23 protein-coding genes and 1 riboswitch are annotated in these 21,808 nt (G+C 70.6%); of the genes, 8 read left to right on the forward strand and 15 right to left on the reverse strand.

Translation table 11 applies throughout. The annotated features are described in order from the left end of the window. Nucleotide 1 precedes the first annotated feature (1 nt). From SMIR_RS02135 to SMIR_RS02165, 8 genes are all read right to left on the reverse strand, one after another. The gene (locus SMIR_RS02135) at nucleotides 2–1,135 is read right to left on the reverse strand and encodes an LLM class flavin-dependent oxidoreductase (RefSeq protein WP_168497849.1); all 1,134 of its coding nucleotides are present in this window, start codon (nucleotides 1,133–1,135) and stop codon (nucleotides 2–4) included. Beyond that, nucleotides 1,132–2,520, reverse strand: a complete 1,389-nt coding sequence (locus tag SMIR_RS02140; RefSeq protein WP_168497847.1) for an NtaA/DmoA family FMN-dependent monooxygenase — start codon at nucleotides 2,518–2,520, stop codon at nucleotides 1,132–1,134. Before SMIR_RS02140 ends, SMIR_RS02135 begins: the two co-directional genes overlap by 4 nt. A 17-nt stretch (nucleotides 2,521–2,537) precedes the next feature. Next, nucleotides 2,538–3,773 (reverse strand): LLM class flavin-dependent oxidoreductase, encoded by a 1,236-nt coding sequence (locus tag SMIR_RS02145; RefSeq protein WP_168497845.1) that lies wholly within the window; start codon nucleotides 3,771–3,773, stop codon nucleotides 2,538–2,540. Nucleotides 3,774–3,848: 75 nt separating this feature from the next. Beyond that, nucleotides 3,849–4,016: a putative leader peptide gene (locus SMIR_RS44535; RefSeq protein WP_349636887.1), complete on the reverse strand. Its 168-nt coding sequence runs from the start codon at nucleotides 4,014–4,016 to the stop codon at nucleotides 3,849–3,851. A 28-nt stretch (nucleotides 4,017–4,044) separates the two neighbouring features. Further along, on the reverse strand, nucleotides 4,045–4,821 hold the full coding sequence (locus tag SMIR_RS02150; protein WP_212726366.1) for a GNAT family N-acetyltransferase: 777 nt from the start codon (nucleotides 4,819–4,821) through the stop codon (nucleotides 4,045–4,047). Between the two features lie 26 nt (nucleotides 4,822–4,847). Then, nucleotides 4,848–5,873 carry an ABC transporter substrate-binding protein gene (locus SMIR_RS02155; RefSeq protein WP_168497843.1) on the reverse strand — a complete coding sequence of 342 codons (1,026 nt, stop codon included), beginning with the start codon at nucleotides 5,871–5,873 and terminating at the stop codon, nucleotides 4,848–4,850. 110 nt (nucleotides 5,874–5,983) lie between these two features. Continuing rightward, the gene (locus tag SMIR_RS02160; protein WP_212726367.1) at nucleotides 5,984–6,808 is read right to left on the reverse strand and encodes an amino acid ABC transporter ATP-binding protein; all 825 of its coding nucleotides are present in this window, start codon (nucleotides 6,806–6,808) and stop codon (nucleotides 5,984–5,986) included. After that, entirely contained in the window at nucleotides 6,805–7,770 is a 966-nt protein-coding gene (locus SMIR_RS02165) for an amino acid ABC transporter permease (RefSeq protein WP_212726368.1), read from the reverse strand. Before SMIR_RS02165 ends, SMIR_RS02160 begins: the two co-directional genes overlap by 4 nt. A 465-nt stretch (nucleotides 7,771–8,235) precedes the next feature. Further along, a riboswitch (SAM riboswitch) is annotated at nucleotides 8,236–8,382 on the forward strand. A 36-nt stretch (nucleotides 8,383–8,418) separates the two neighbouring features. Here SMIR_RS02165 and SMIR_RS44795 point away from each other — a divergent pair. Both SMIR_RS44795 and SMIR_RS02170 read left to right on the forward strand, forming a co-directional pair. Further along, nucleotides 8,419–8,493, forward strand: a complete 75-nt coding sequence (locus tag SMIR_RS44795; RefSeq protein ID WP_351299548.1) for a putative leader peptide — start codon at nucleotides 8,419–8,421, stop codon at nucleotides 8,491–8,493. A 152-nt stretch (nucleotides 8,494–8,645) separates the two neighbouring features. After that, nucleotides 8,646–9,335, forward strand: coding sequence for a glutathione S-transferase C-terminal domain-containing protein (locus SMIR_RS02170; protein ID WP_168497838.1), 690 nt, complete (start codon nucleotides 8,646–8,648; stop codon nucleotides 9,333–9,335). Nucleotides 9,336–9,400: 65 nt separating this feature from the next. Here SMIR_RS02170 and SMIR_RS02175 read toward each other — a convergent pair whose 3' ends face one another. Then, the gene (locus SMIR_RS02175; protein WP_168497836.1) at nucleotides 9,401–9,916 is read right to left on the reverse strand and encodes a YceI family protein; all 516 of its coding nucleotides are present in this window, start codon (nucleotides 9,914–9,916) and stop codon (nucleotides 9,401–9,403) included. A gap of 157 nt (nucleotides 9,917–10,073) precedes the next feature. On the opposite strand from SMIR_RS02175, the gene SMIR_RS02180 reads away from it, so the two are divergent. Further along, nucleotides 10,074–10,619, forward strand: coding sequence for a MarR family winged helix-turn-helix transcriptional regulator (locus tag SMIR_RS02180; RefSeq protein ID WP_168497834.1), 546 nt, complete (start codon nucleotides 10,074–10,076; stop codon nucleotides 10,617–10,619). Nucleotides 10,620–10,750: 131 nt separating this feature from the next. Here the strand turns inward: SMIR_RS02180 and SMIR_RS02185 are convergent, their stop codons facing one another. After that, nucleotides 10,751–11,545: a maleylpyruvate isomerase family mycothiol-dependent enzyme gene (locus tag SMIR_RS02185; RefSeq protein ID WP_212726369.1), complete on the reverse strand. Its 795-nt coding sequence runs from the start codon at nucleotides 11,543–11,545 to the stop codon at nucleotides 10,751–10,753. Between the two features lie 55 nt (nucleotides 11,546–11,600). Further along, on the reverse strand, nucleotides 11,601–12,485 hold the full coding sequence (locus tag SMIR_RS02190) for a dioxygenase family protein (protein WP_212726370.1): 885 nt from the start codon (nucleotides 12,483–12,485) through the stop codon (nucleotides 11,601–11,603). A 307-nt stretch (nucleotides 12,486–12,792) separates the two neighbouring features. On the opposite strand from SMIR_RS02190, the gene SMIR_RS02195 reads away from it, so the two are divergent. After that, nucleotides 12,793–13,266 (forward strand): hypothetical protein, encoded by a 474-nt coding sequence (locus SMIR_RS02195; RefSeq protein WP_168497828.1) that lies wholly within the window; start codon nucleotides 12,793–12,795, stop codon nucleotides 13,264–13,266. Between the two features lie 113 nt (nucleotides 13,267–13,379). On the opposite strand, the gene SMIR_RS02200 is transcribed toward SMIR_RS02195, so the two are convergent. After that, nucleotides 13,380–14,006, reverse strand: coding sequence for a MerR family transcriptional regulator (locus SMIR_RS02200; RefSeq protein WP_168497826.1), 627 nt, complete (start codon nucleotides 14,004–14,006; stop codon nucleotides 13,380–13,382). A 122-nt stretch (nucleotides 14,007–14,128) separates the two neighbouring features. On the opposite strand from SMIR_RS02200, the gene SMIR_RS02205 reads away from it, so the two are divergent. The 3 genes from SMIR_RS02205 (at nucleotide 14,129) to SMIR_RS02215 (ending at nucleotide 17,573) form a co-directional block, all read left to right on the forward strand. Beyond that, complete coding sequence (locus SMIR_RS02205) at nucleotides 14,129–14,572, forward strand: DUF3291 domain-containing protein (RefSeq protein ID WP_168497824.1); 444 nt, start codon at nucleotides 14,129–14,131, stop codon at nucleotides 14,570–14,572. Nucleotides 14,573–14,638: 66 nt separating this feature from the next. After that, nucleotides 14,639–16,081, forward strand: coding sequence for a DHA2 family efflux MFS transporter permease subunit (locus SMIR_RS02210; protein WP_212726371.1), 1,443 nt, complete (start codon nucleotides 14,639–14,641; stop codon nucleotides 16,079–16,081). Between the two features lie 190 nt (nucleotides 16,082–16,271). Beyond that, entirely contained in the window at nucleotides 16,272–17,573 is a 1,302-nt protein-coding gene (locus SMIR_RS02215; protein ID WP_212726372.1) for a YhgE/Pip domain-containing protein, read from the forward strand. Nucleotides 17,574–17,628: 55 nt separating this feature from the next. On the opposite strand, the gene SMIR_RS02220 is transcribed toward SMIR_RS02215, so the two are convergent. The 3 genes from SMIR_RS02220 to SMIR_RS02230 form a co-directional block, all read right to left on the reverse strand. Next, a complete protein-coding gene (locus SMIR_RS02220) occupies nucleotides 17,629–18,114 on the reverse strand; it encodes a hypothetical protein (protein WP_168497818.1) in 486 nt (161 codons plus the stop codon). Nucleotides 18,115–18,233: 119 nt separating this feature from the next. Further along, entirely contained in the window at nucleotides 18,234–18,917 is a 684-nt protein-coding gene (locus SMIR_RS02225; RefSeq protein WP_168497816.1) for a TetR/AcrR family transcriptional regulator, read from the reverse strand. 6 nt (nucleotides 18,918–18,923) lie between these two features. Further along, a complete protein-coding gene (locus SMIR_RS02230) occupies nucleotides 18,924–20,144 on the reverse strand; it encodes a cytochrome P450 (protein WP_168497814.1) in 1,221 nt (406 codons plus the stop codon). 124 nt (nucleotides 20,145–20,268) lie between these two features. Here SMIR_RS02230 and SMIR_RS02235 point away from each other — a divergent pair, with 124 nt between their 5' ends. Further along, nucleotides 20,269–21,786, forward strand: coding sequence for an MFS transporter (locus SMIR_RS02235; RefSeq protein ID WP_168497812.1), 1,518 nt, complete (start codon nucleotides 20,269–20,271; stop codon nucleotides 21,784–21,786). The last annotated feature ends 22 nt before the right edge of the window (nucleotides 21,787–21,808 follow it).

Below are 21,808 nucleotides of genomic sequence, written 5' to 3' on the forward strand. Positions count from 1 at the left end.
CTCAGCGGTCGGCGGGGATGGACGCGGGCGCGGGGGCGGGCACCGGCTCGGACGACGGCTCTGCCTCGGCCTCGGGCGTCGCGAGCACCGGCCCCCACGGGAACGGCGGATCGGGGATCTCGCGGCGCAGCACCGGAGCGACCTCCGACTGGAAGCGCGCAAGGGAGTCGCGGTGCTGGGCGTCGCCGAGACCGCTCGCGTCCGCGTGCAGATGCAGCACCGTGTGCCCGAACCGCTCGTGGTAGCGGTGCACCTTGTCGATGATCTGCTGGGGGCTGCCGATGAGGGCCGAGCTGCGCTCGACGAAGTCCTCCAGTGTCGGGAAGACGGGCTCCAGGCCCAGGCTCTTCTGGAAGGCCAGGTTCCCCTCGAACACCGGGCGGTACGCGGCCAGCGCCTCCTGCGACGTACGGCCCACGTAGAGGCCCGCCGTGCCCGCGCCCACCGCGATGTCGGCCGGGTCGTGGCCGTAGTGCTCCCAACGCTCGCGGTAGTAGCGGATCAACTCGGCATAAGGCTCTATGGGGTTGGTGACGTTGGCGGAGAAGAGCGGGTCGCCGTAGCGGGCGGCCAGGTCGACCGACTCCTTGCTGGTCGCACTGCCGTGCCAGACCCGGATCGGCTGCTGGTACGGCCGGGGCCACACCTCCGCGTCCTTGAGTTCCGGGCGGAAGCGGGTCTCGGCGGTCACCTGGTCCTGGCGCCAGATCTTGCGGAACACCTCGTAGCTCTCGGCGTTGCGGTCCCACTGGTCCTCGGGGGTGACGTCGAAGAGGTCGCGCTGGGCGGCCCCGTTGCCCTTGCCGATGATCAGGTCCAGGCGACCGTCGGAGAGGTGGTCGAGGGTCGCGTAGTCCTCGTACGCGCGTACCGGGTCGAGAAGGCTGAGCGTCGTCACGGCCGTGAAGAGGCGGATGCGCTGGGTGAGCGCGGCGATGTGGCTGAGCACGACGGGCGGCGAGGACGAGATGAACGGCCGCTCGTGCCGCTCCCCCACGCCAAAGCCGTCGAAGCCCAGCTCCTCGGCGAGCAGGGCGTTGCCGAGGACCTCGCGGAACCGGTCGTGAGTGGGCTTCTGCACGCCGGTGATCGGGTCCGGCCGGTGCACGATCAGGGTGATGGCCAGGAATTTCATGACGCCGCACGCTCGTCGCGCACGTCGTCCGGGTGGGCGAGGCCGAGGTGGTCGCGCAGGGTCGTGCCCTCGTACTCGGTGCGGTACACGCCGCGCTCCTGGAGCAGCGGGACCACGGTGTCGGCGAAGGTGTCGAGGCCGCCGGGGGTGATGTGCGGGACGAGGATGAAGCCGTCACTGGCGTCGGCCTGCACGAAGGAGTCGATGGTCTCGGCGACGGTGGCCGGGGAGCCGACGAAGGCCTGCCGGTTGCCGGTCTCGATGACCAGATCGCGAATGGACCACTTGTTGGCGGCAGCGAGCTCGCGCCATTCGCGGGCGGTGGCGAGCGGGTCGCGGTACATCCGGACCTGGGCGCGGCCCCGGGCGATGGTGTGCTCGCCGAGGTCCGGGTCGATGTCGGGCAGGGGGCCGTCCGGGTCGTACGCGGACAGGTCGCGGTTCCAGACGAACTCCAGGTGCTTGATCGCGGTGGCGCCGCTGACCTGCTGGCGGCGCACCTCGCGGGAGATCTCCTCCGCCTCGGCGTCCGTGTCGCCGAGGACGAAGGTCGCGGCGGGCAGGATCAGCAGCTGGTCGCGTGTACGGCCGTAGCGGGCGAGGCGTCCCTTGACGTCCGTGTAGAACGCCTGGCCCTCCTTGAGGGTGGCGTACCGGCTGAAGATCGCGTCGGCGCTGGAGGCGGCGAACTCGCGCCCCTCGTCGGAGTCCCCCGCCTGGAAGATCACCGGGCGTCCCTGCGGGCTGCGTGGGACGTTGAACTGCCCCTGGATGTCGAAGTGCTGGCCCTGGTGTACGAAGGCTCCGGCCTTCGCGTCGCGCAGGAAGGTGCCGGTCCGCCGGTCGGCGACGATCTCGTCCCCGTGCCAGGAGTCGAAGAGCTCGTTCGCCGTGTGCAGGAATTCCTCGGCCCGGGAGTAGCGCTCCTCCTGCGGGAGGAAGCCGCCACGGCGGAAGTTCTCGCCGGTGAAGGCGTCCCAGGAGGTGACCACGTTCCAGGCGGCGCGGCCGTCGGAGAGGTGGTCGAGGCTGGCGAACTGGCGGGCCACCTCGTAGGGCTCGTTGAAGGTGGAGTTGATGGTGCCGGTCAGGCCGAGGTGTTCGGTGACGGCGGCGAGCGCGGTGAGGATCGTGAAGGTGTCGGGGCGGCCGACGACGTCCAAGTCGTAGATCTGGCCGCCCTGTTCGCGCAGTCGCAGCCCTTCGGCGAGGAACAGGAAGTCGAACTTGGCGCGCTCGGCGGTGCGCGCGAAGTGGGCGAAGGAGCTGAACTCGATGTGACTGCCGGCCTCGGGGTCGCTCCACACGGTGGTGTTGTTGACGCCGGGGAAGTGCGCCGCGAGGTGGACCTGCTTGCGGGGCTTGTCCTGTGACGTGCTGCTCATGAGTGGGTCCCTCCGGCTCAGGCGGTGGCGGCGTAGCGGTTGACGGGGCGGGAGAGGCCGAGCAGCCCGCGCAGGGTGTCGGACTCGTACGACTGCCGGAAGACGCCCCGGCGCTGGAGTTCGGGCACGAGGCCCCGGGTGACGGCGGGCAGGTCGTGGCCGAGGACGGCGGGCCGCAGCCGGAAGCCGGAAAGGCCTGCCTCCGCCAACTCCTGGAGCAGGTCGGCCAGTTGGGCGGGTGAGCCGGTGAAGATGCGGGCGTCGCCGGTGTACGGGTAGCCGGCCAGCGTGTCGAGATGTTCGCGGCGCGCCGCGGCCTCGGCCGGGTCGTCGTCCAGGAACACCACGAGGTCACCGAAGAGGTGCAGGGGTTCGTCGGCGCGGCCGGCCGCCGTCTGCTCGGCGCGGATCTCCTCGACGATGGCACGGGCCTGGCCGGCGTCGTGCGGGGTGACGTAACCGATGTCGGCGGCCCGCGCCACCAGCCGGTAGGGGATGGTCGCGTGGGCCAGGGCGCTGACGATCGGCTGGCCCTGCGGCGGGCGGGGGGTGATCGAGGGGCCCTTGACGCTGAAGTGCTTGCCCTCGAAGTCGATGTAGTGCAGTTTGTCGCGGTCGACGAAGCGTCCGGTGGCGACGTCCCGGATCTCCGCGTCGTCCTCCCAGCTGTCCCAGAGCCGGCGCACCGCTTCCACGTAGTCCGCGGCCTCGTCGAAGAGGTCGGTCGTCAGCTCTCGTACGGCCGGGGTGTCCAGGTCCTCGATGCGCAGCGGCGGGAACGTACGGCGGCCGAAGTGCGCGGCCTCGTGGGCGCGGGGCGACACCTGCACCCGTACGCCCGCACGGCCCGTGCTCACGTAGTCGAGGGTGGCGATCGCCTTGGAGATGTGGAAGGGCTCGGTATGGGTGACGACGGCGGTCGGGACCAGTCCTATGTGGCTGGTCAGCGGGGCGACGCGGGCGGCGATCAGGACGGCGTCGAGGCGCCCGCGGACCTGGTCGGTGCGGCCGTCGGGCTCGGTGAGGTGCGAGGACTGGAGTCCAAGGGCGTCCTCGATGGTCACGAAGTCGAGGAGACCGCGCTCGGCCTCGGTGACCAGGTCCGTCCAGTACCCGGCGGTGAGCAGCTCACGGGGGCGGGCCACCGGCTCGCGCCAGGCCGCCGGGTGCCAGCCGGCGCCGTCGAGTGCGACGGCGAGGTGCAGAGGGGAGGACGAGGGGGAGGAATCGGGCAGCGAAGATGAAGCGGACACGGAGGGGGTGCCTTCCTGGTCGACCGTACGAGAGCGCGGCCCTCTACGCGAAGGGCGCGGCGGCGGGGTGACAGGTCAGGGACGACAGAGCGCGCCGGCTACGCGCTGCAGATCGATGTGCGGCCGGGAGTAAAGACGTACACGGCGGCGCGGGGTGAGCACCATGACGCGAAGATCGGACCCGACTCGCACGTCACTCACCTCCGCCCTTGCGTCCCGGCGGGCCTGTGGCCGCGCCGACATCGTGAACCTCTTCAACACAACGGCCCGCCTACGCCGTCTGTTCCTGCTGGGCGCCCGGAGTTCGGACGAGGAGGAACTGCGAGCGGCGGCGCAGGGTGAAGCCGATCGACTCGTAGAGCCGGATCGCGCCGGTGTTGGTGGCGGAGGCATGCAGGAAGGGGGTGTCTCCGCGCTGCCTGATACCGGCCGCGATCGCGCGGACGAGTCGCGTGGCCAGGCCTTTGCCTCGGTGGTCCGGGGCGGTGCAGACCGCGCTGATCTCCGTCCAGCCGGGCGGGCGCAACCTCCCCCAGCCTCCGGCCGGGGGGACCCCCATCTCGCTTCGCTCGCCGGCCAGGGCGACGAGCCGGCCACGGTGCCGGATGCCGAGGTAGGTGCCGAGTTCGACCGTGCGGGGCAGGAAGGGCCCCGGCTCGGTCAGGGCGATCAGGCCCAGGATCTCCGGGACGTCGTCCAGACCGAGCCGTACCGCTTCGGGGGCGGGCTCGGCGCGCAGCGCGGTGTCGACCAGTTGTACGCCCTGGCCGTGCTGTACCGTCTGCCAGCCCTCGGGCACCGACTTCGCCCCGGTCACGGGGGTGACGGTGCCGGGTCCGCCGAGCGCGGCGAGGTCGTCCCAGGCGCGCGGGTCGGCCGGGTCGGCGAGGGCGGTGAACGGGGAGACGTCCAGGGGGTAGCGGGCGGCGCGGCCGACGCGCTCGGCGAGGTGGGCGTGCGGGCCGGTCAGCGCGGCCCAGGCGGCGTTGTCCAGGATGTGGGGTGCCGCCGGGCTCTGCGGCGGGGTAGGTCGGGCAACGGTGGACATGGTGGTGTCGGACCTCCGGGAAGCGGTCAGGAGTTGTCGAGCGGCAGGCCGGGCGGGTTGATCCGCGAGGTGCTGACGGCCTCGTTGGAGAGGTTCCAGGCGGCGAGCCACTTGGCGTACTGCCCGTCCTTGATCAGGTGGTCGATCGCGTCGGCGACCGGCTTGGCCAGCCCGCTGTCCTTCTTCGCGGTGGCCGCGATCAGCCCCTGGAGGGTCGCGCCCGCGCCGGAGAACTTGCCTGCGTTGCGGGTCGGGTTGGGCGTCTTCGCCGTCTGGGTGATGTGGTACGAGATACCGGGGTTGGGCCCGAAGGAGGCGTCGATCTTCCCGCTGGACAGTGCCAGATAGGTGCTGTTGCTGTCCTGGAAGTACTTGATGTTGAGCTTCTTGCCCTCCTTCGCCAGCTTTGCCTTCCACTCGAGCAGGATCTTCTCCTGGTTGGTTCCCGCGCTCACGGAGACGGTCTTGCCGGCCAGGTTCTCGTAGTCGCCGGCGAAGTTCCAGGTGCTCTTCTTCAGCACCTCGAAGGCGAGGTTGTCCTGCCGGTAGGAGGCGAACTCGTACTTCTTCTTGCGCTCCTCGGTGTCCGTGACGTTGGAGAAGGCGACGTCGACCTTGCCGCTGTCGATGCCCACGAACAGATTCTCCCAGGTCGAGTTCCTCACCTCCGCCTTCAGTCCGAGGACCGCGGCGACCAGTCGGCCGAGGTCGGGTTCGGCACCCGTGAGGGTCTTCTGGTCCTGGCCGACGTACGCCAGCGGCGGGAACCCGGCGGGCAGCGCGCCGACGCCGACGACCAGCTTGCCGCTCTTGGCGACCGACTTGGGCAGCTCGGCGCTGATGGACTTGACCTCGGACACCTTGAGGTCGGTCTGCCGCGCGGCGCCGTTGGAGAGCGCGCCCACGGTGACGGTGCCGGAGGCAGCGCTGTCGGAGGTGGTCGCCGCGTCGCTCTCGCCCCCGCAGGCGGCGAGCCCGGCGGCGAGGGCGGCGACGGCGGTGGAGGCGGTGAGGCCACGGAGGAGTCTGCTGCGGAGGGTGAGGGTGTGCATGGCTGTCCTTGTCCGATGTTCGTGAGTGACGTGTGGTGAGGGAAGGCGTGGTGGATGAAGGTGAGGTGGGTGCAGGGGCGGTGGGTGAAGGTGAGGTGAGGGAGGGAAGTTCAGAGGACCTTGCTCAGGAAGTCCCTGGTCCGCTCGTGTGCTGGGTGGTCCAACACCTCGGTGGGCGAGCCCTGTTCGACGACGCGGCCCTCGTCGAGGAAGACGATCCGGTCGGCCACCTCGCGGGCGAAGCCGATCTCGTGGGTCACGATGACGAGCGTGGTGCCGCTGGTGGCCAGGTCCTTGATGACGGCGAGCACCTCACCGACCAGCTCCGGGTCGAGGGCTGAGGTGGGTTCGTCGAAGAGGATGACTCCGGGTCGCAGCGCGAGGGCGCGGGCGATGGCGACCCGCTGCTGCTGGCCGCCCGACAACTGCCGTGGGTAGGCGTCGGCCTTGTCGGCGAGACCCACGCGGTCGAGGAGGGTGCGCGCGAGTTCCCGGGCCTCGGGCCGCTTCAGCCGTCGGGTCGCCACCGGCGCGGCCGCCACGTTGTCCAGCACCGTCAGATGCGGGAACAGGTTGAAGTTCTGGAAGACGAACCCGATCCGGCCGCGCTGGGCCAGGATCGCCCGCTCGGTCAGCTCCTTGAGCCTCCCCCGGCCTTCGGCCGGGGGGACCCCCATCTTGCTTCGCTCGCCGTGCCGGCGTACGCCGATCAGCTCGCCGTTCAGGCTGACATGGCCGATCTCGGGCTTCTCCAGGTGGTTGATCACCCTGAGGAGGGTGGACTTGCCGGAGCCGGACGGACCGAGGATCACGGTGACCTCTCCGGGCCGTACCGTCAACTCCACTCCGTTCAGTACGCGTTGGGTGCCGTACCACTTGTGCACATCGCGCACCTCGACGGCGGCCGGTCGGATCGCGAGCGTCTCGCCGGTCATATCGCCGCCTCCTTGCGGACCCGGGCCCGCAGGTCACGCAGAGCGGTACGGACCTTCCGCAACGGGGTCGGCGGGAGGGAGCGCAGCGCGCCCCGCGAGTAGTACCGCTCGACGTAGAACTGGACGACGGACACGACGCTCGTGAGGATCAGGTACCAGGCGGTGGCGACCAGCAGCAGCGGCACGATGTCGCCGGGGTAGGTGGATCCCATGCTCTGCACCGAGCCGAAGAGGTCGAGCAGCGAGACGTAGAAGACCAGCGAGGTGCCCTTGATCAGGCCGATCAGCTGGTTGACGTAGTTCGGGGTGATGGAGCGCAGCGCCTGCGGGAACACGATCTTCCTGAACTGGTAGCCCTTGGGCAGACCGAGTGCGGAGGCCGCCTCGTGCTGGCCCTGGTCGACGGAGAGGATGCCGCCGCGGACCACTTCCGCCGCGTACGCCGCCTCGTTGAGGCTCAATCCGACGACCGCGACGACCATGTCGGTGGCGAGCCGGGACTCGTCGAAGGTGAGGAAGGCGGGGCCGAAGGGGACACCGAGGCTCAGCGTCTTGTAGAGCGCGCTGAAGTTGTAGAGGAAGAGCAGGACGACGATGAGCGGCACCGAGCGGAACAGCCAGATGTAGATCCAGCTCACCGCGCGCAGCACGGGGCTCCTGGAGAGCCGGGCCAGGGCGAGCAGGATGCCGCCGAGCAGGCCCAACACGGCGCTGTAGAGGGTCACTTCGAGGGTGATGAGCAGGCCGTCGAGGATCGCGGGACGCAGGAACCAGTACTGGAACCTGTCCCACTGGAAGAAGGGGTTGGTCGCCAGCCCGTGGACGATCTGGGCGACCACGACGAGCACGATCGCCGAGGCGATCCAGCGGCCGGGGTGGCGCAGGGGCAGCACGCGCTGTGCCGCGGCCGGGCGGGGCTCCGTCGTGCTCAACGGCACGGCGGAGCCCAGGGATTCACTCATGGAGGGCTCCAACGAATGCGGACACACCGCCGCGGCCCGTACGACGGCGGTGCGCGCGGGGACAGACGGATGTCAGGGAGTACGGAGGGGGAGGCTCACCGGCAGCGCACCGACAGGGTGGCGGGCAAGGGATGTTGAGCCGTGCGGACGTTCAACGTCGCGGAAGGCGGAAGCGGTCAGCCCTGACAGAGACAGCGGGCGCCGCGGGAGGTACAACACAGTGCGGTGGCGGCGCAGCCGTGGCGCCGCGAAGCGGTCGTCCCGTCAGCTGCGTACATCGCGTTCACCGTCACCGTTCCGCCCCGCTGGGCCTCGAACGCACCGGAATCGATCCGGTCCGATGCGGCGTAAGTTAGGCATGGCCCCAAACGAATGTCAACGCGCACCGGCCGGAATGACCACGTGGTGAGACCGCGCATATGCCTTCTTGACGGCTCCGCGGACCGGACCGAGACTGACGGGGACGGTCACGATTGTCAGCGCCCGTCGTGCGGGTTTCTCCCGTTCGACGCGGTTATCGGCCCCGGCCCACTGACAGGCAACCCTTCCACCGCGACGGGGTGCCCCGGGTGACGACCGGGTTCCGCCGGTGCGGCGGGACAAGCGTGGTCTCGCCTCTCGCGAGCCCCGGACACGGGAGCGATAGGAATGGCCAGGAGGAGCACGAACGGTCTGACCAGGCGCCTGCACATCGATCTGCAGCGGGTCTCCAGCGCGTACTAGTCCAGGCGGTCCGTCCAGCGCGTACTGGTCCATGCGGTCCGTCCGGTCGGGCACGTCCCACGATCCGGACCGGTCCGTACGTCAGCGCAGTCACTCCGTTCCGCCACCGCCGCCCAACGGGCCGCGGGGGCTTCGACGTTCCCTGGAGAGTCATGCCCAAGACAGTCTCGCTCGCCGCGCCTCGCCCCCACCGCATCCGCAGCCGCATCGGCGTCGGCCTGGCCGGCGGTTTCTACCCGGCGCCGCACCGCTATCAGCTGTACCTCACCGAGGGCTGTCCGCGTTCGCTGCGCATCTCGGTCACCCTGGAGCTGCTCGGTCTCCACGACTCGGTCGCCACCACGCTGCTGACGCTTCCCGCCGAGACACCCGACGCGTTCGCCGCACTGCGCGGCGCGTACGAGGCCACCTGGCACCACTACGACGGTCCGCTCACCGCGCCCGCGCTGTGCGACCGTTGGAGCGGACGGATCGTGAGCAACCACACGCCCGACATCCTGCGTGACCTCGCCGGGCTGCCGGTCTGCCAGAACGACGCCCGCCTCCCCCGGCTGAACCCACCGGCCCTCACCGCGGACATCGACGCCCTGCGCGAACTTCTCGACCGGGACGTCACTCCCACCGCGCCGCCGCTTGCGCGCACGACGGCACTCCAGTCACTGGACCGGCAACTCGCCCCGCGAGCCTACGCGTTGGGCGACGAGCTGACGGCCGCGGACGTCGACCTCTGGGTGGCCCTGACCCGATTCGACCCGACGGAATCCCTCGCCCCGTTCGGTCGGCTCCGGGACTACGTACGTCGGCTCGACGCCCACCCTGCCTTCCACGGAAAGGTGCGCTGAGCGCGTACGCCAAGGTCGCCGGGGCCGGTAGGGCCGCAGGGCCCGGGCCCCGGCGCCGCGTCGGCTCAGGCCTTGGCGCGGGTGAAGACGAGCGTGCCGGTGACGGTCGTCAGGCCGCGGATCATGCCCATCTGGTTCCAGCCCATGTCGAACTGATCGCGGTCCACGGTGAACTCCGCGGTGAGCGTGACGCTGTCGGCGCTCGCCCCGGTCACGCGGCCGGTGACGGGCTGCGGCCGGCTGATGCCGCGCACGGTCAGCTGCCCGTTGATCTCCACGGTGTCGTCCTGACCGAGGACGGCGTCGCGGACGGCGAAGGTGATCGTGGGGTGGCGGTCGGCGTCGAAGAGGTCGACGGAGCGGAGGTGCTTGTCCCGCTTGGCGTTCTTCGTGTCCAGGGACGCGACGTCCAGGGTGATGGTGCCGCGGGCGGTCCCGTCGGGCTGTACCTCGCCCTCTCCGGTGACTCCCGTGAAGGTGCCCTTCACGGTGACCATGCCCCACATCGTCTTGTGCTTGATGGCGACGACGGTACGGGCGGGGTCGAGCTGCCACAGGCCGGTTTCGACGGCGACGGTCATGAGAGTTCTCCAGACGGTTACGGGCGGTGCACAGGGGTGCGCGACGCACGGGGGCGCGCGGCACACGGGGACTGTGGGGACAACGCGGTCATCCAAATTTGGATGACTCCACGCTAGCCGGTTCTTCAAATTTGGACAACCGGTAGACTGGGACACTATGGCCGACCCTTCCGCCCCCGCTGACCTGCCCGAACACGAGCCGTCGGGTGACAGTGAGCTGCTGCCCGCCCCGCTGCGGGCCTGGATGCGTCTCCTGGCGGCGGCCGGGGCGATCGAGCAGCAGCTGCGCGCCCGCGTCAAGGACACCCTCGACGTCTCGCACGACGAGTTCCTGGTGCTGTGCCTGCTGGCCGACCAGCCCGGGTCCAGCCTGCGGATGACCCAGATCGCGGAACTGCTGGGCCGCCCCAAGACGCGGCTGACCTATCAGGTGGCGTGTCTGCAGCACGCGGGACTGATCACACGGCGGTCTGCGTGCAGCGACCGGCGCGGTATCGAGGTGGTCCTCACGGACAAGGCGCGGCGGCTGCTGCGCGAGTCCACCGGGCCGCTGGCCGACGCCGTCTCGCAGGCCATCGCGCAGACGGCCTGCGCGCAGCGGTACGAGGCACTGCACGACTTGTTGCCACCCTCGCCGCGTCCCGGTGCGGACTCCGGGCAGGTCGAGGGTGGCGATGCGGCCCCCGCGGGGCCGAGGAAGTAGCCCCTTCAGGGCCGGACAGGCCTACGGGGGCCCGGAGTTGGACGCCGGGCGGCGCGGAACGCCGGGTATCGGGGGGCGAACCGACGGATGCCGGGGGGCGGACCGGCGGATGCCTGGGGCGAAGCGGCGGATCAGAACCCGGGGAAGACGCGTCGCAGGTCGTCGAGGGTGAGAGCGTCTCCCTTGAGGGTCACCTCGGCCGGGGTGTGGTCGGCGGCATGGCGGCCGGTGACGAGCCGCAGCCACCACTCCGACGGTGCGCTCAGGACGGCGTCGGGCTCGCCAGGCTCGTCGGTGAGCACGACCGCGTCGACCAGGTCGAGCCCGAACGCGCGCCGCGGAGCGGTGGTGTGGACGGCGAGGCGAACCCGCCGTCCACCGAGGGCCTCGACCTTGCCGAGGAAGCCTATGAGCAGTCCGGCCTGGTCGAGGAGGGGCTCGACCGCGGCGGGCGCCAGGACCGCCGTACGGTCGAAGGCCACCTCCACGTCCCAGGTGTGGTGGGTGAACTCGCCGAGCCGCAGACCCGCCACCGTCGCGACGTCCACGGGCGCGGGCAGGAAGCCGAGGTCGACCCGGAGTTCGGCACGGGCCCGCGGGTCGAGAGCCTCGTACCCACGCACCAGCGCCTCGTTGGCGGTCACGAAGCTCTCGGCGCGCTCGACCGGGGACATCGCGTCCCAGCGCGCCCACACCGACTTGTTGAAGTCGCCGCCCTTGGGCCCGGTTCGGTTCAGCGCGCCCTCCAGGGAGGCCAGGCCGATCTCCGCGCCGCTGCCCAGGTGGCTGAGGACCTGGGACACGTCCCACTCAGACGCCCCGGACGGCCGGGTGAGGTCGGCGGTGGCGAGCCCGTGCACCACGGCGGTCAGGTAGTCGTGTCCGCCGCGCAGGGCGTCGATGGTCTGGTCGGCACGGTCGTTCATGTCTCAACTCCGTTGAGGTGAAAGCGGTCTGTGTCGGTACGGAGGGTTCAAGGGTTCACACCGCGGTCTGGAAGGACCGCTTGGAGAAGCCCATCATGAAACCATCGACGGTGGTGCGCACCGCCCGGTCGGCACTCGGGGCGGCGCCCAGCGTGACGAACAGCGGGATGTAGTGGTCGACCGTCGGATGGGCGTACGGCATACCGGGCGCCCTGGTCCGGAAGGCCGCGAGTTCGTCGACGTCCCCGCGGGCGAGCGCGTCGGCGACCCAGGTGTCGAAGTCCGAGGACCAGCCCGGCACTTCGCCCCGTGTCAGCATCTCGCGGGTGATGAAGGGCAGTCCGTGCGTCATGAACCCCGAGCCGATCACGAGGACGCCCTCCTCCCGCAACGTGCCGAGCCGGGCGCCGAGTTCGAGGAGCCGACCGGGGTCGTGGGTGGGCATGCTGAGCTGGAGCACCGGGATGTCACCCAAGGGGTACATGGCCATCAGCGGCACCCAGGCGCCGTGGTCGAGACCGCGGGAGGGGTGCTGGTACAGCGGCTCGCCGTCCGGCATGGTCCCGGCCACGCGGTGCGCGAGGGCGGTCGCGTCGGGAGTGTCGTACGTCATCGTGTAGTAGCGCGGGTGGAAGCCGCCGAAGTCGTAGACGAGCGGGGTGTGCGCCGCCGGGGCGGAGAGGCACAGCGGTGCCGCCTCCCAGTGCGCGGAGACGATCAGGACGCTCTTCGGCTTCGGCAGGGACTGGGCCCACTCGAACAGTTCCCGCAGCCACGGCCCGTCGTCGAACAGCGGGGGCGCGCCGTGGCTCAGGTACAGCGCGGGAAGGGGTCCGTCCGCGGGCGTCCACACGCGCTGGGACCGGGCTCGCGGCAGCGCGTCGACCAGGAACCGGTCGTACGCTCCGGCGGGCACCTCGGGATCGAGGAGGGAGTTCATGCCGGTCCTTACGTGAGTGAGGGTGCCCCGGCTCGCGGGCTCAGGTTTTAAGTTGAACCTTCAAGTTTGACTGTAGGTCGTCCCACTTGAGACGTCAACCAAACGGCCGCGGATGGTGGCGCTGGAGGCCCCGAGAAAGACGACGCCGTACGCAATCGGAAGTAGTCCGATCTTCGTATGCGTGATCGGACGCCCGTTGGACGCGGTGGCCGACGGGCTTCACTAGGGTCGGCAGGAGTCCACGGTCAGGCGCAGCTCAGCGGTGGACCGTCCGGAGTTCGGGCTGCCCGCCGAAGGAGTCCACCGCGTGTCGCACCATCCCTCCGTTCCCTCGCCGAACGACCGGATCACCGGCCCCCACCCCGCCCGGCACACCGCGTTGCTCCTGCTGCGCGGGTACACCGACGGCGACGCGCGGGCAGTCGCCAAGGCTCTGGACACCCTGGACGAGACCGCCCTCGACGACACGTACACCCATCTCTGTGCCGTCATGGACGTCACCCTGCGCCTCACCCTGACCGCCCAACCCGCGGCCCGCGACGTGGGCCGGGCCGCCGAGCAGGCGGCCACGGCGGCTCCCCCGCACTACGAGTTCGCCTTCGGGCAGGCAGTCCGGGCCTGGGCCGCGGGCGACACGGAGTCCCTGACCCGCGCCGCCGACGCCGACCTCCCGGGGGCCCTGCATCTGCTGGCGGTGATGACCGTGGCCCTCGGCGTCTCCGTCCTCGACCACGACGGTCTGAACGCCCTGCTCAACTGTCTCCCCGAAGACCCGCACTGATCGCGACGGCCACCTGACCGGCGCTCCCCGGTCAGCATCATCCGGACCACACCGTCCGCCCCATGGCGACCGTCCGATCAACGGCGACCGTCGGATCAACGGCGACGGTCCGGTCAACGGCGACCGCCCCCGTGGCGCCGCGCCGACTCGTCCTCCTGGGCCATGCGCCGCAGCGCCATCAGCGCGGGTTCGAGCAGGACCGTGAGCAGCAGCGCGCGCTCGGCCAGTTCCAGCGGGTCGTCGATTCCGTCCAGTTGGTCGAGGTCGAGCGCCGCGGTCCGTTCGGCCAGCCGGGCGTACGGCACGAGTGCGCTCCGGTCGAGCGGGACACCGAGGCCGCGCAGCGAGCCCAGGGTCTCGGCCAGAGTCGCCCGCGCGGGCGCCGACTCGTGGACGTCCCAGCCCAACTCCTCCACGAGCGCGTCGACTTCGGCCCGTTCAGTGGAGTCCTGCGCGGAATCCTCGGCGGGCCCGATCGAACCGAGGGTGAGCCCGAGCAGGCGATGGGTGTCGCCGGCGCGCTCCGCCAGGGCCCCCAGGACCTCCCGGGTGGTATTGACGGACAGCCCCCGGACGCCGGTCAGCGCGCGGATCAGACGGAGCCTGCGCAGATGGTTCCCGTCGTACTCGGCCTGGGTCGCCGACAGTTGCCGGCCGGCCGGGAGCAGCCCCTCTCGGAGGTAGTACTTGATCGTCGTGACGGAGACCCCACTGAGGCGGCTCAGCTCGGACATACGCATCGGATCGGCTCCGCTCTGGTCATTGGATACCTCTACTGTCTAACATGGATAGCGGAGGTATCCAATGAGCGCTCCCCTGGACCTCCGTCCGTCGTCCTGCCTCCGTGGAAGAAGGCGCCACCGTGCCCACACTCCCCTGGACCACCGTCAACGTGCCCGCACCGGACTCGCGGGCGTTCGTCATGGCCTCGCGCTTCGAGGTCCGTTCCTTCCGTGACGTACCGCGCTTCTTCCTGCGGTCCCTGGCCGCGTGGAAGCAGGTGAAGAGCGCGCCCGGCGCGTACGGCGCCACGCTCGTCGCCCAGCCGCTCAAGCGCACCTTCTGGACGCTGTCGGCCTGGGAGGACAAGCGGGCCCTCTACACGTACGCGAAGACCGAACCGCACCGCTCGATCATGACCGGGCTGCGGTCCACGACGAGCGGCTCGGTCTTCACCTTCTGGGAGCTTCCGGCCTCGGAACTCCCCCTCGACTGGGCGGACGCCCGGCGACGGCTCGCCGAGCAGGAGCGCGCCGACGCCACCGGCGAGCGCGGACCCTCGGGCGCCGGACCCGGCACCGCCTGACACTCCCCCGCTCCTCCCCGCCCCTCCCCTGGACCGACTCGTCATCTCCCAAGGAGACGTACCGACATGACGCTGTCCAAGGAAAGCCCGGCATTGGACGACCCCCCGGTCGCCCGGGCGCGCGAACGACGAAGGGTGCCGCTGTGGCTCGCGATCGTCGCGTGCAGCGTGCCCATGTTCATGGTCGCGCTGGACAACCTCGTCGTCTCCACGGCACTGCGCACCCTGGCCGTGGACCTGGAGGCGTCCACCCAGCAGCTCCAGTGGTTCGTCAACGCGTACGTGCTCAGCTTCGCCTGTCTGCTGATGACGGGTGCCGCCCTGGGCGACAGGTTCGGACGCCGACGGGTCTTCGTGATCGGCATCGTCGTCTTCACCCTGGCCTCCGCCGGCTGCGGACTGGCCGACAGCAGCGCGCAGTTGATCACCTACCGCGCCGTCCAGGGCTTCGGTGCCGCGGCCGTGATGCCGCTGTCGCTGACCCTGCTCTCCCAGGCCGTGCCGGAGCGGCTGCGCGGCCTCGCACTCGGTCTGTGGTCGGGCATCAGCGGGCTGGCGGTGGCGATGGGCCCGGTGGTCGGCGGCGCGGTGGTCGACGGGCTGGACTGGCGGTGGATCTTCTGGATCAACGTGCCGGTGGGGGTCGTGGCCGTACCGCTCATCCTGCTCACCCTGCGCGAGAGCTCGCTTCCGGGCATCCGCCTCGACCTGATCGGGATGGTCCTCGCGGCCGCCGGACTGTGCGCCGTGGTGTGGGGCATCGTGCACGGCGACACGGACGGCTGGACGTCGGCGAAGGTGCTGGGGGCGTTCCTGGGGGGCGCGGCACTGCTCGCCGCCTTCGTTGCCTGGGAGGCGCGGGTTCCCGAGCCGATGCTGCCGCTCTCGTTCTACCGGGTACGGGCCTTCACCCTGACCAACGTCGTCTCCGCGGCGATGTACTTCGGCGTCTTCGGTTCACTGTTCCTGCTCGCCCAGTACCTCCAGATGGTGCCGCAGCGCACACCGTTCGAAGCCGGAGTGCGCACCCTCGCCTGGACCCTGATGCCCATGTTCGTCGCCCCCGTCGCCGGACTGCTCTCCGACCGGGTGGGCGGCGGCCGGCTGATGGCCCTCGGGCTCTTCCTCCAGGGCGTGGGTCTCGGCTGGATCGACGTGGTCGCGGACATCGACACCCCGTACTCCTCCCTCGTCGCCCCGATGATCGTCGCCGGTGTCGGTATGGGCCTCGTGTTCGCCCCGACGGCCGCGGTCGTTCTCGGCTCGGTCAGCAAGGAGCACGCCGGCAAGGCCTCCGGCGCCAACACCACCGTCCGCGAGATCGGCGGCGCCCTCGGTATCGCGGTCCTCAGCTCGGTCTTCGTCGCCCACGGCAGCATGGGCACGCCCCAGCGGTTCATCGCCGGTCTGCACCCGGCGGTGTGGGTCGGCGTCGCGGTCGTCCTCGTGGGCGCGGTGTGCGCGCTGGGCATCCCGCGCAGGCCGCGGTCGGAGGGGGCGGACGTGTGAACGCCGGTCCGCTCGGCGCTCCGTGAGAGGCGCGGGGCCCCGTGGTGCTCCGTGAGAGGCGCGGTGCCACCGTGGCGCTCCGTGCGCGGCGCGTCGCTGTCCGCCGCGCCGCCGCAGCCCCCATCCTGGCCTGGTACGGGCGCCAGTACCCGCCCACGCAGGTCCGCGCCGCACCCACCCACGGAGAGCCATGGCCGCCGACAGCACGCCCACCGCCGACGACACCCCCGTCCGGGCGAGCGCCGCCGCGCTCCTGCACCGACCGAAGCTGTGGCTGGTGCCGACCGTGCTGTGCGGGCTGCTGGCGTTTCTGCTCTCGCTGCTCTACATGGGCGGCATCGTGAACCCGAACGGGGAACTGCGCCACCTGCCCATCGGCATCGTCAACACCGACCAGGGCGGACCGCTGCCCGGGCAGACCACGAACCTCGGCACACAGATCAGCCGCTCGGTCACCGCCGGCACCTCCGGCACCTCCGGCAAGGCCGACTGGCAACACCTCACTCTCGCCCAGGCCCAGGACAGACTGGCCTCCGGCAAGATCTACGGCGCCCTGGTCGTCCCCGCCGACTTCACGACCACCACCGCCGCCCTCACCACCGCGAACGCCACCACGCGGCCCACCCTGACGGTGCTCACCAACCCCGGCATGGGCAGCCTCGGCTCCTCCCTCGCGAGCCGGATCACCCAACAGGCCGCCCAGCAGGCCTCCCTGGCCATCGGCGAGCAGCTGATGGCTTCCCCCGCCACCGCACAGGCCGACGCCACCACCCGACTCGTGCTTGCCGACCCCGTCGCCGTAGCCACCCAGGTCGGCCACCCGATCGGGGACCACAGCGGCCTGGGACTGAGCGCGTTCTACTACACCCTGCTCCTCGTCCTCGCCGGGTTCCTCGGCGGCAACGTCATCAGCAACGGCGTCGACACCGCCCTCGGCTACGCCGACAACGAGATCGGCCCCTGGCACACCCGCCGTCCCACCGTGCCCATCAGCCGCACCCAGACGCTGCTGCTGAAGATGGTCATGACTGCCGGGATCACCGTCCTCACCACCACACTGGTCGTGATCGCCACCGTCGGGATCCTCGGCATGGACGCCTCGCACCTGCCGCTGCTGTGGGTCTACTCCTACTGCGCGTCGCTGGCGGTCGGCCTGGGCGTGCAGGCCATCAACGCCGCCTTCGGGGGCATCGGCCAACTCGTCTCCATGTTCGTGTTCATCGTCCTGGGCCTGCCCTCCTCCGGTTCCACCGTGCCCCTCGAAGCCGTCCCGGCCTTCTACCGTTTCCTGAGCATCTTCGAACCCATGCGCCAACTCAGCGTCGGTGTCCGCGCCATCCTCTTCTTCGACGCCCGCGCCGACGCGGGCCTCACCCGCGCCTGGATCATGATCGCCGTCGGCGCCGCGCTCGCCCTCCTCTTCGGCCTCGCCATGACCCGCTACTACGACCGCAAGGGACTACAGCGCCTCACCCCCCAACCCTCCGACTGATCCCGCAGAAGACGTCACGCGGAGAGGGCGGGCGCACCCTGGGGGCGGATTCCCGTCAAGGCCCTGTCGTGGCGTCGGAACCTCGCAGTCGCTGGACGGTTCCACCGACCTTCGCGCGCAGCGGTTCGAGGACCTTCGGCTGTGCGCTGATCGCCCAGCGCGGGCCGACGAGATAGGTGCCGCCGTAGATCGCGGCGCTGTCCAGCCAGGTCAGTTTGTAGCGCTCTTCGGGGAACGTCGTGATGAGGTAGTCGCCGGTCTCGGTGTGGCAGGCACCCTCGCGGAGTTCCTGCGCGTCGATGCGGATCGTGACCTTGCATCCGGTGAGGTTCGCGATCACCTCGACGTCCGCGGGCGCCACCACCTCGACGGCGGCGGTCTTCTTCGACGCCTTGCGCTCGTCCGCCGCCTCCTCCCCTCCGGCGTCGCAGCCCACGGCCAGGGGAAGCAGGGCGAGGCCCCCGGCGACCGCGGCCCTGCGTACGAGGCGGGTGGGGGAAGGCGTTCGGCCGAGGCGTCCTTGCCGTCGCTGCTGGGGCACGTCGTCTCTTTCCTTCTGCGGTGCGGTTCGCGCGTACTCGAAGGGAGATACGAAGGGACGTCGGGCCCTGTTCACGACGGGCTGCCAGGACGACGTCCTCCGGTCCGTGTCGGGCGGGATCAGTCGCGGCAGATCTCACCCCGCCGCCGACGCGGGCAGGGTGTGATCGGGGCCAGCCACAGCGCGACGACGGCATCGGTCAGGCCGAGTCCGGTGTCGTGCCAACTGGACCGGGGCGTGGGGGTGTTGTCGGCGAGGGATCGCTCGCGCTCGGCACACATGTGCACCATCAGCTCCCGCGCCATGTCACTGCGCTCGGCGTGCACTTCGACCGGCAGGTCGGAGAGGCACCGGTGCAGCCGTTCGAGGACCATCCGCATCGACGGGGAGCTGAGGGTCTCGTCGATCACGATCTGGCGCAGCGCCGGGTCGGTCATCACCTGCGCGGTGAAGCGGGCGTACCAGGAGGGCCGGCCGAGCTCGGCCAGATGTTCGGTGAGGGGGTGTACGAGGCAGGTCACCCAGTCGCGGATGTCGGCGCTCTCCTCGTCGATCTCGGCCAGCAGCCGCAGGCGCACCTGCTCGATCCGCACGAAGTGCTTGCGCACGATCGCCCGCACCAGGTCGGCCTTGGTGCCGAAGTGATAGCCGACGGCGGCGTTGTTGCCCTGCCCCGCGGCCTCGCTGACCTGGCGATTGGAGACCGCGTACACCCCCTGCTCGGCGTACAGCCGCTCCGCCGCGGTCAGGATCGACTCACGCGTCGCACTGACCTGTTCGGCCCGTACGGTTCTGGCCGCCATGGCCGGTCACCACCTCACCGGGACCTCGCGCAGCCCTCCGACGACCAGTCCCTCGAGCCGTCGCAGCTCCTCGACCGGAACGGCCAGATCGAGCGAGGGAAGCCTACGCAGCAGTACGTCGAGGACGGCCCCCAGCTCGGTCCGGGCGAGCGCCTGTCCCAGGCAGGAGTGCGGGCCGACGCCGAACGCCAGATGGGTGTTCGGGGTACGGTCGAGGATCATCTCCCCGGCGTCCTCGAAGGCGGTCTCGTCCCGGTTCGCGGCGGCCATGCTGCACAGCACGGTGGTGCCCTTGGGCAGTACCGTGTCGCCGACCTCGGTTTCCTCGCCGATGTAACGCGGCATGCCGAGTCCCGGGTTGGCGTCCATGCGCAGCGCCTCCTCGACCGCTGGCCGCACCAGCGACGGGTCTCCGAGCAGCCGCTCCCAGTGCCGCCGGTCGGCCAGCAGCATGGCGACCATCTTCCCGATCATGTTCGCCGTGGTCTCGTGCCCGGCGACCAGCAGGCCCTGGCCGGTGTACACCAACTCCTGCTCCGTGAGCCGGTATCCGGTCGGGTCGGTGGCCGTGAGGAGGTCGCTGAGCAGGTCGTCACCCGGGTGCGCCCGCTTGGCGCCGACATGGACGGTCATGTAGGCGACGAACTCGGCCTGTGCCGCGTCGATTTCCGCCTGCGGGTACTTGGTGAGGTTGAGCAGGGTGTCCGACCAGTAGGAGAACCGGTCCCGGTCCTCGTCGGGAACGCCGAGCAGATCGCAGATCACCCACACCGGCAGCGGAAAGGCCAAGTGGGCCTTCAGGTCGGCGGGTTGGCCGTGCTCCACCATGGTGTCGAGGAGGCGGTCGGCCATCGCCTCCATTCCCGGGCGCAGCGCGGCCATCCTCTTGGCGGTGAACCACTTGCTCACCATCCGCCGCCAGCGCCGGTGGGCCTCGCCGGTCTGCGGCATGGCGTTGGACATCTCGTTGTTGAAGGCCCCACCCGATTCGGTGGCGGAGATCCGGGCGGCGTCGTCCGCGTTCAGCAGGCGGCTGAAGCGGGGATCGGAAAGCACCTGCCTGACGTCCGCGTAGCGGGTCAGCAGGGATGCCTCGTCGCCGCTGGGCAGGGTCACGCGCGCCACCGGGCACCGCTGTCGCAGTCTCGCCCACTCCTGCGGTGGTCCCAGCGGTGTCGCGCCGGGGATCGGGTAGGTCAACGCCGGCTCGTCGTCACGTACGTCCATCGCGGTCTCCTCCGTCTCCTCCGATTCAGCCGTCTCCACACGATCAGGCAACCTCAGCCAGTAATCTAAGTCAATCAACTGACTTAAAATCCGGCCATCGCAGCACCCAGACGGAGGCTCCGCCATGCCCGAGGCCCTTGCTCACCCCTCCGACTCCGGGACGAGCGGTCCGCCACGGCCGGACACCGTCGTGGCGGTGCTGGCCTTCGCCGGGATCGTCGTCTCGCTGATGCAGACCCTGGTGATCCCCTTGGTCCCAGAGCTTCCCGGGTACCTGGGCGCCTCGGCCTCGGACACCACGTGGGCGATCACGGCCACCCTGCTCGCGGGCGCCGTCGCGACCCCGGTGGTGGGGCGTCTCGGCGACATGTACGGCAAGCGGCGGATGCTTCTGGCGAGCCTCGCCATGCTGGTGGCCGGATCCGCCGTGTGCGCGCTCAGCGACAGCCTGGCCCCGATGGTCGTCGGACGGACCCTGCAGGGCCTGTCGGCCGGTGTGATCGCGCTCGGGATCAGCATCATGCGCGACGAACTGCCGGCCGAGCGGCTCGGCGGGGCGACCGCGATGATGAGCGCCTCGCTGGGCATCGGTGCCGCGCTCGGTCTGCCCGCGGCCGCGTTTCTCGCCGATCACGCGGACTGGCACCTGCTGTTCTGGACCGCGGCGGGCTTCGGCGTGGTGGCGGCCGTACTCGTCGTGACGCTCGTACCGGAGTCGTCCATGCGCACCGGCGGACGCTTCGACCTGGTGGGCGCGGCCGGGCTGTCGGCCGCGCTGCTGTGCCTGTTGCTGGCGATCTCCAAGGGCGCCGACTGGGGCTGGGCGAGCGCCACGACCCTCGCCCTGTTCACGGTGGCCGTCGCCGTGCTGCTGGTGTGGGGCCGCTGGGAACTGCGTGCGGGGCAGCCGCTGGTGGACCTTCGGACCACCGCGCGGCGTCAGGTGCTGTTCACCAATCTCGCCTCCGCCGTGTTCGGCTTCTCGATGTTCGCCATGGCCCTGGTGCTGCCGCAGCTCCTGCAACTGCCGAAGGCCACCGGCTACGGCCTCGGGCAGTCGATGATGGTCGTCGGCCTGGTCATGGCGCCCAACGGCCTGGTGATGATGGCCACGGCACCGCTGTCCGCGCGGATCTCCAAGGCCAAGGGGCCCAAGGTGACGCTGATGCTCGGCGCCCTCGTGGTCGCCGCCGGCTACGGCCTCAGCGTCACGCTGATGTCCGCCATCTGGCAGCTCGTCCTCGTCTCCAGCATCATCGGGGCCGGCGTCGGGCTCGCCTACGGCGCGATGCCCTCGCTCGTCATGGGGGCCGTGCCGGTGTCGGAAACCGCCGCAGCCAACAGCCTCAACACACTGATGCGGTCCATCGGCACCTCGGTCTCCAGCGCGGTCGCGGGTGTCACCCTGGCCCAGATGACCACCACGTTCGGCTCCGTGGCCCTGCCCTCGGAGAACGCCTTCCGGGTGGTCATGGCCATCGGCTCCGGTGCCGCCCTGGTCGCCTTCGGCTTCGCCGCCTGCCTGCCCCGCCGAAGCCCGCTCGCCGGCACCCCGTCGACTACGGTGACCGGGGAGCCGTCCACACCCGAGGACACTTCCGCGGGCACTTCGGCGGGTACGGCCGTGGAGACGAGGCCGTAGGCCACGGGCCGATGGGGCCCGC

Origin of the sequence: Streptomyces mirabilis, assembly GCF_018310535.1 — a bacterium.
In the GTDB taxonomy this organism is placed as follows: Bacteria; Actinomycetota; Actinomycetes; order Streptomycetales; family Streptomycetaceae; genus Streptomyces.

Coding starts and splice junctions, on each gene's coding strand:
- SMIR_RS02160 (WP_212726367.1), bottom strand. CDS start 6,808: ATGACCGGCGAGACGCTCGCGATCCGACCGGCCGCCGTCGAGGTGCGC.
- SMIR_RS44535 (WP_349636887.1), bottom strand. CDS start 4,016: ATGTCGGCGCGGCCACAGGCCCGCCGGGACGCAAGGGCGGAGGTGAGT.
- SMIR_RS02235 (WP_168497812.1), top strand. CDS start 20,269: ATGCCCGAGGCCCTTGCTCACCCCTCCGACTCCGGGACGAGCGGTCCG.
- SMIR_RS02150 (WP_212726366.1), bottom strand. CDS start 4,821: ATGTCCACCGTTGCCCGACCTACCCCGCCGCAGAGCCCGGCGGCACCC.
- SMIR_RS02165 (WP_212726368.1), bottom strand. CDS start 7,770: ATGAGTGAATCCCTGGGCTCCGCCGTGCCGTTGAGCACGACGGAGCCC.
- SMIR_RS02170 (WP_168497838.1), top strand. CDS start 8,646: ATGCCCAAGACAGTCTCGCTCGCCGCGCCTCGCCCCCACCGCATCCGC.
- SMIR_RS02135 (WP_168497849.1), bottom strand. CDS start 1,135: ATGAAATTCCTGGCCATCACCCTGATCGTGCACCGGCCGGACCCGATC.
- SMIR_RS02185 (WP_212726369.1), bottom strand. CDS start 11,545: ATGAACGACCGTGCCGACCAGACCATCGACGCCCTGCGCGGCGGACAC.
- SMIR_RS02210 (WP_212726371.1), top strand. CDS start 14,639: ATGACGCTGTCCAAGGAAAGCCCGGCATTGGACGACCCCCCGGTCGCC.
- SMIR_RS02155 (WP_168497843.1), bottom strand. CDS start 5,873: ATGCACACCCTCACCCTCCGCAGCAGACTCCTCCGTGGCCTCACCGCC.
- SMIR_RS02225 (WP_168497816.1), bottom strand. CDS start 18,917: ATGGCGGCCAGAACCGTACGGGCCGAACAGGTCAGTGCGACGCGTGAG.
- SMIR_RS02190 (WP_212726370.1), bottom strand. CDS start 12,485: ATGAACTCCCTCCTCGATCCCGAGGTGCCCGCCGGAGCGTACGACCGG.
- SMIR_RS02175 (WP_168497836.1), bottom strand. CDS start 9,916: ATGACCGTCGCCGTCGAAACCGGCCTGTGGCAGCTCGACCCCGCCCGT.
- SMIR_RS02215 (WP_212726372.1), top strand. CDS start 16,272: ATGGCCGCCGACAGCACGCCCACCGCCGACGACACCCCCGTCCGGGCG.
- SMIR_RS02230 (WP_168497814.1), bottom strand. CDS start 20,144: ATGGACGTACGTGACGACGAGCCGGCGTTGACCTACCCGATCCCCGGC.
- SMIR_RS02180 (WP_168497834.1), top strand. CDS start 10,074: ATGGCCGACCCTTCCGCCCCCGCTGACCTGCCCGAACACGAGCCGTCG.
- SMIR_RS02140 (WP_168497847.1), bottom strand. CDS start 2,520: ATGAGCAGCACGTCACAGGACAAGCCCCGCAAGCAGGTCCACCTCGCG.
- SMIR_RS02200 (WP_168497826.1), bottom strand. CDS start 14,006: ATGCGTATGTCCGAGCTGAGCCGCCTCAGTGGGGTCTCCGTCACGACG.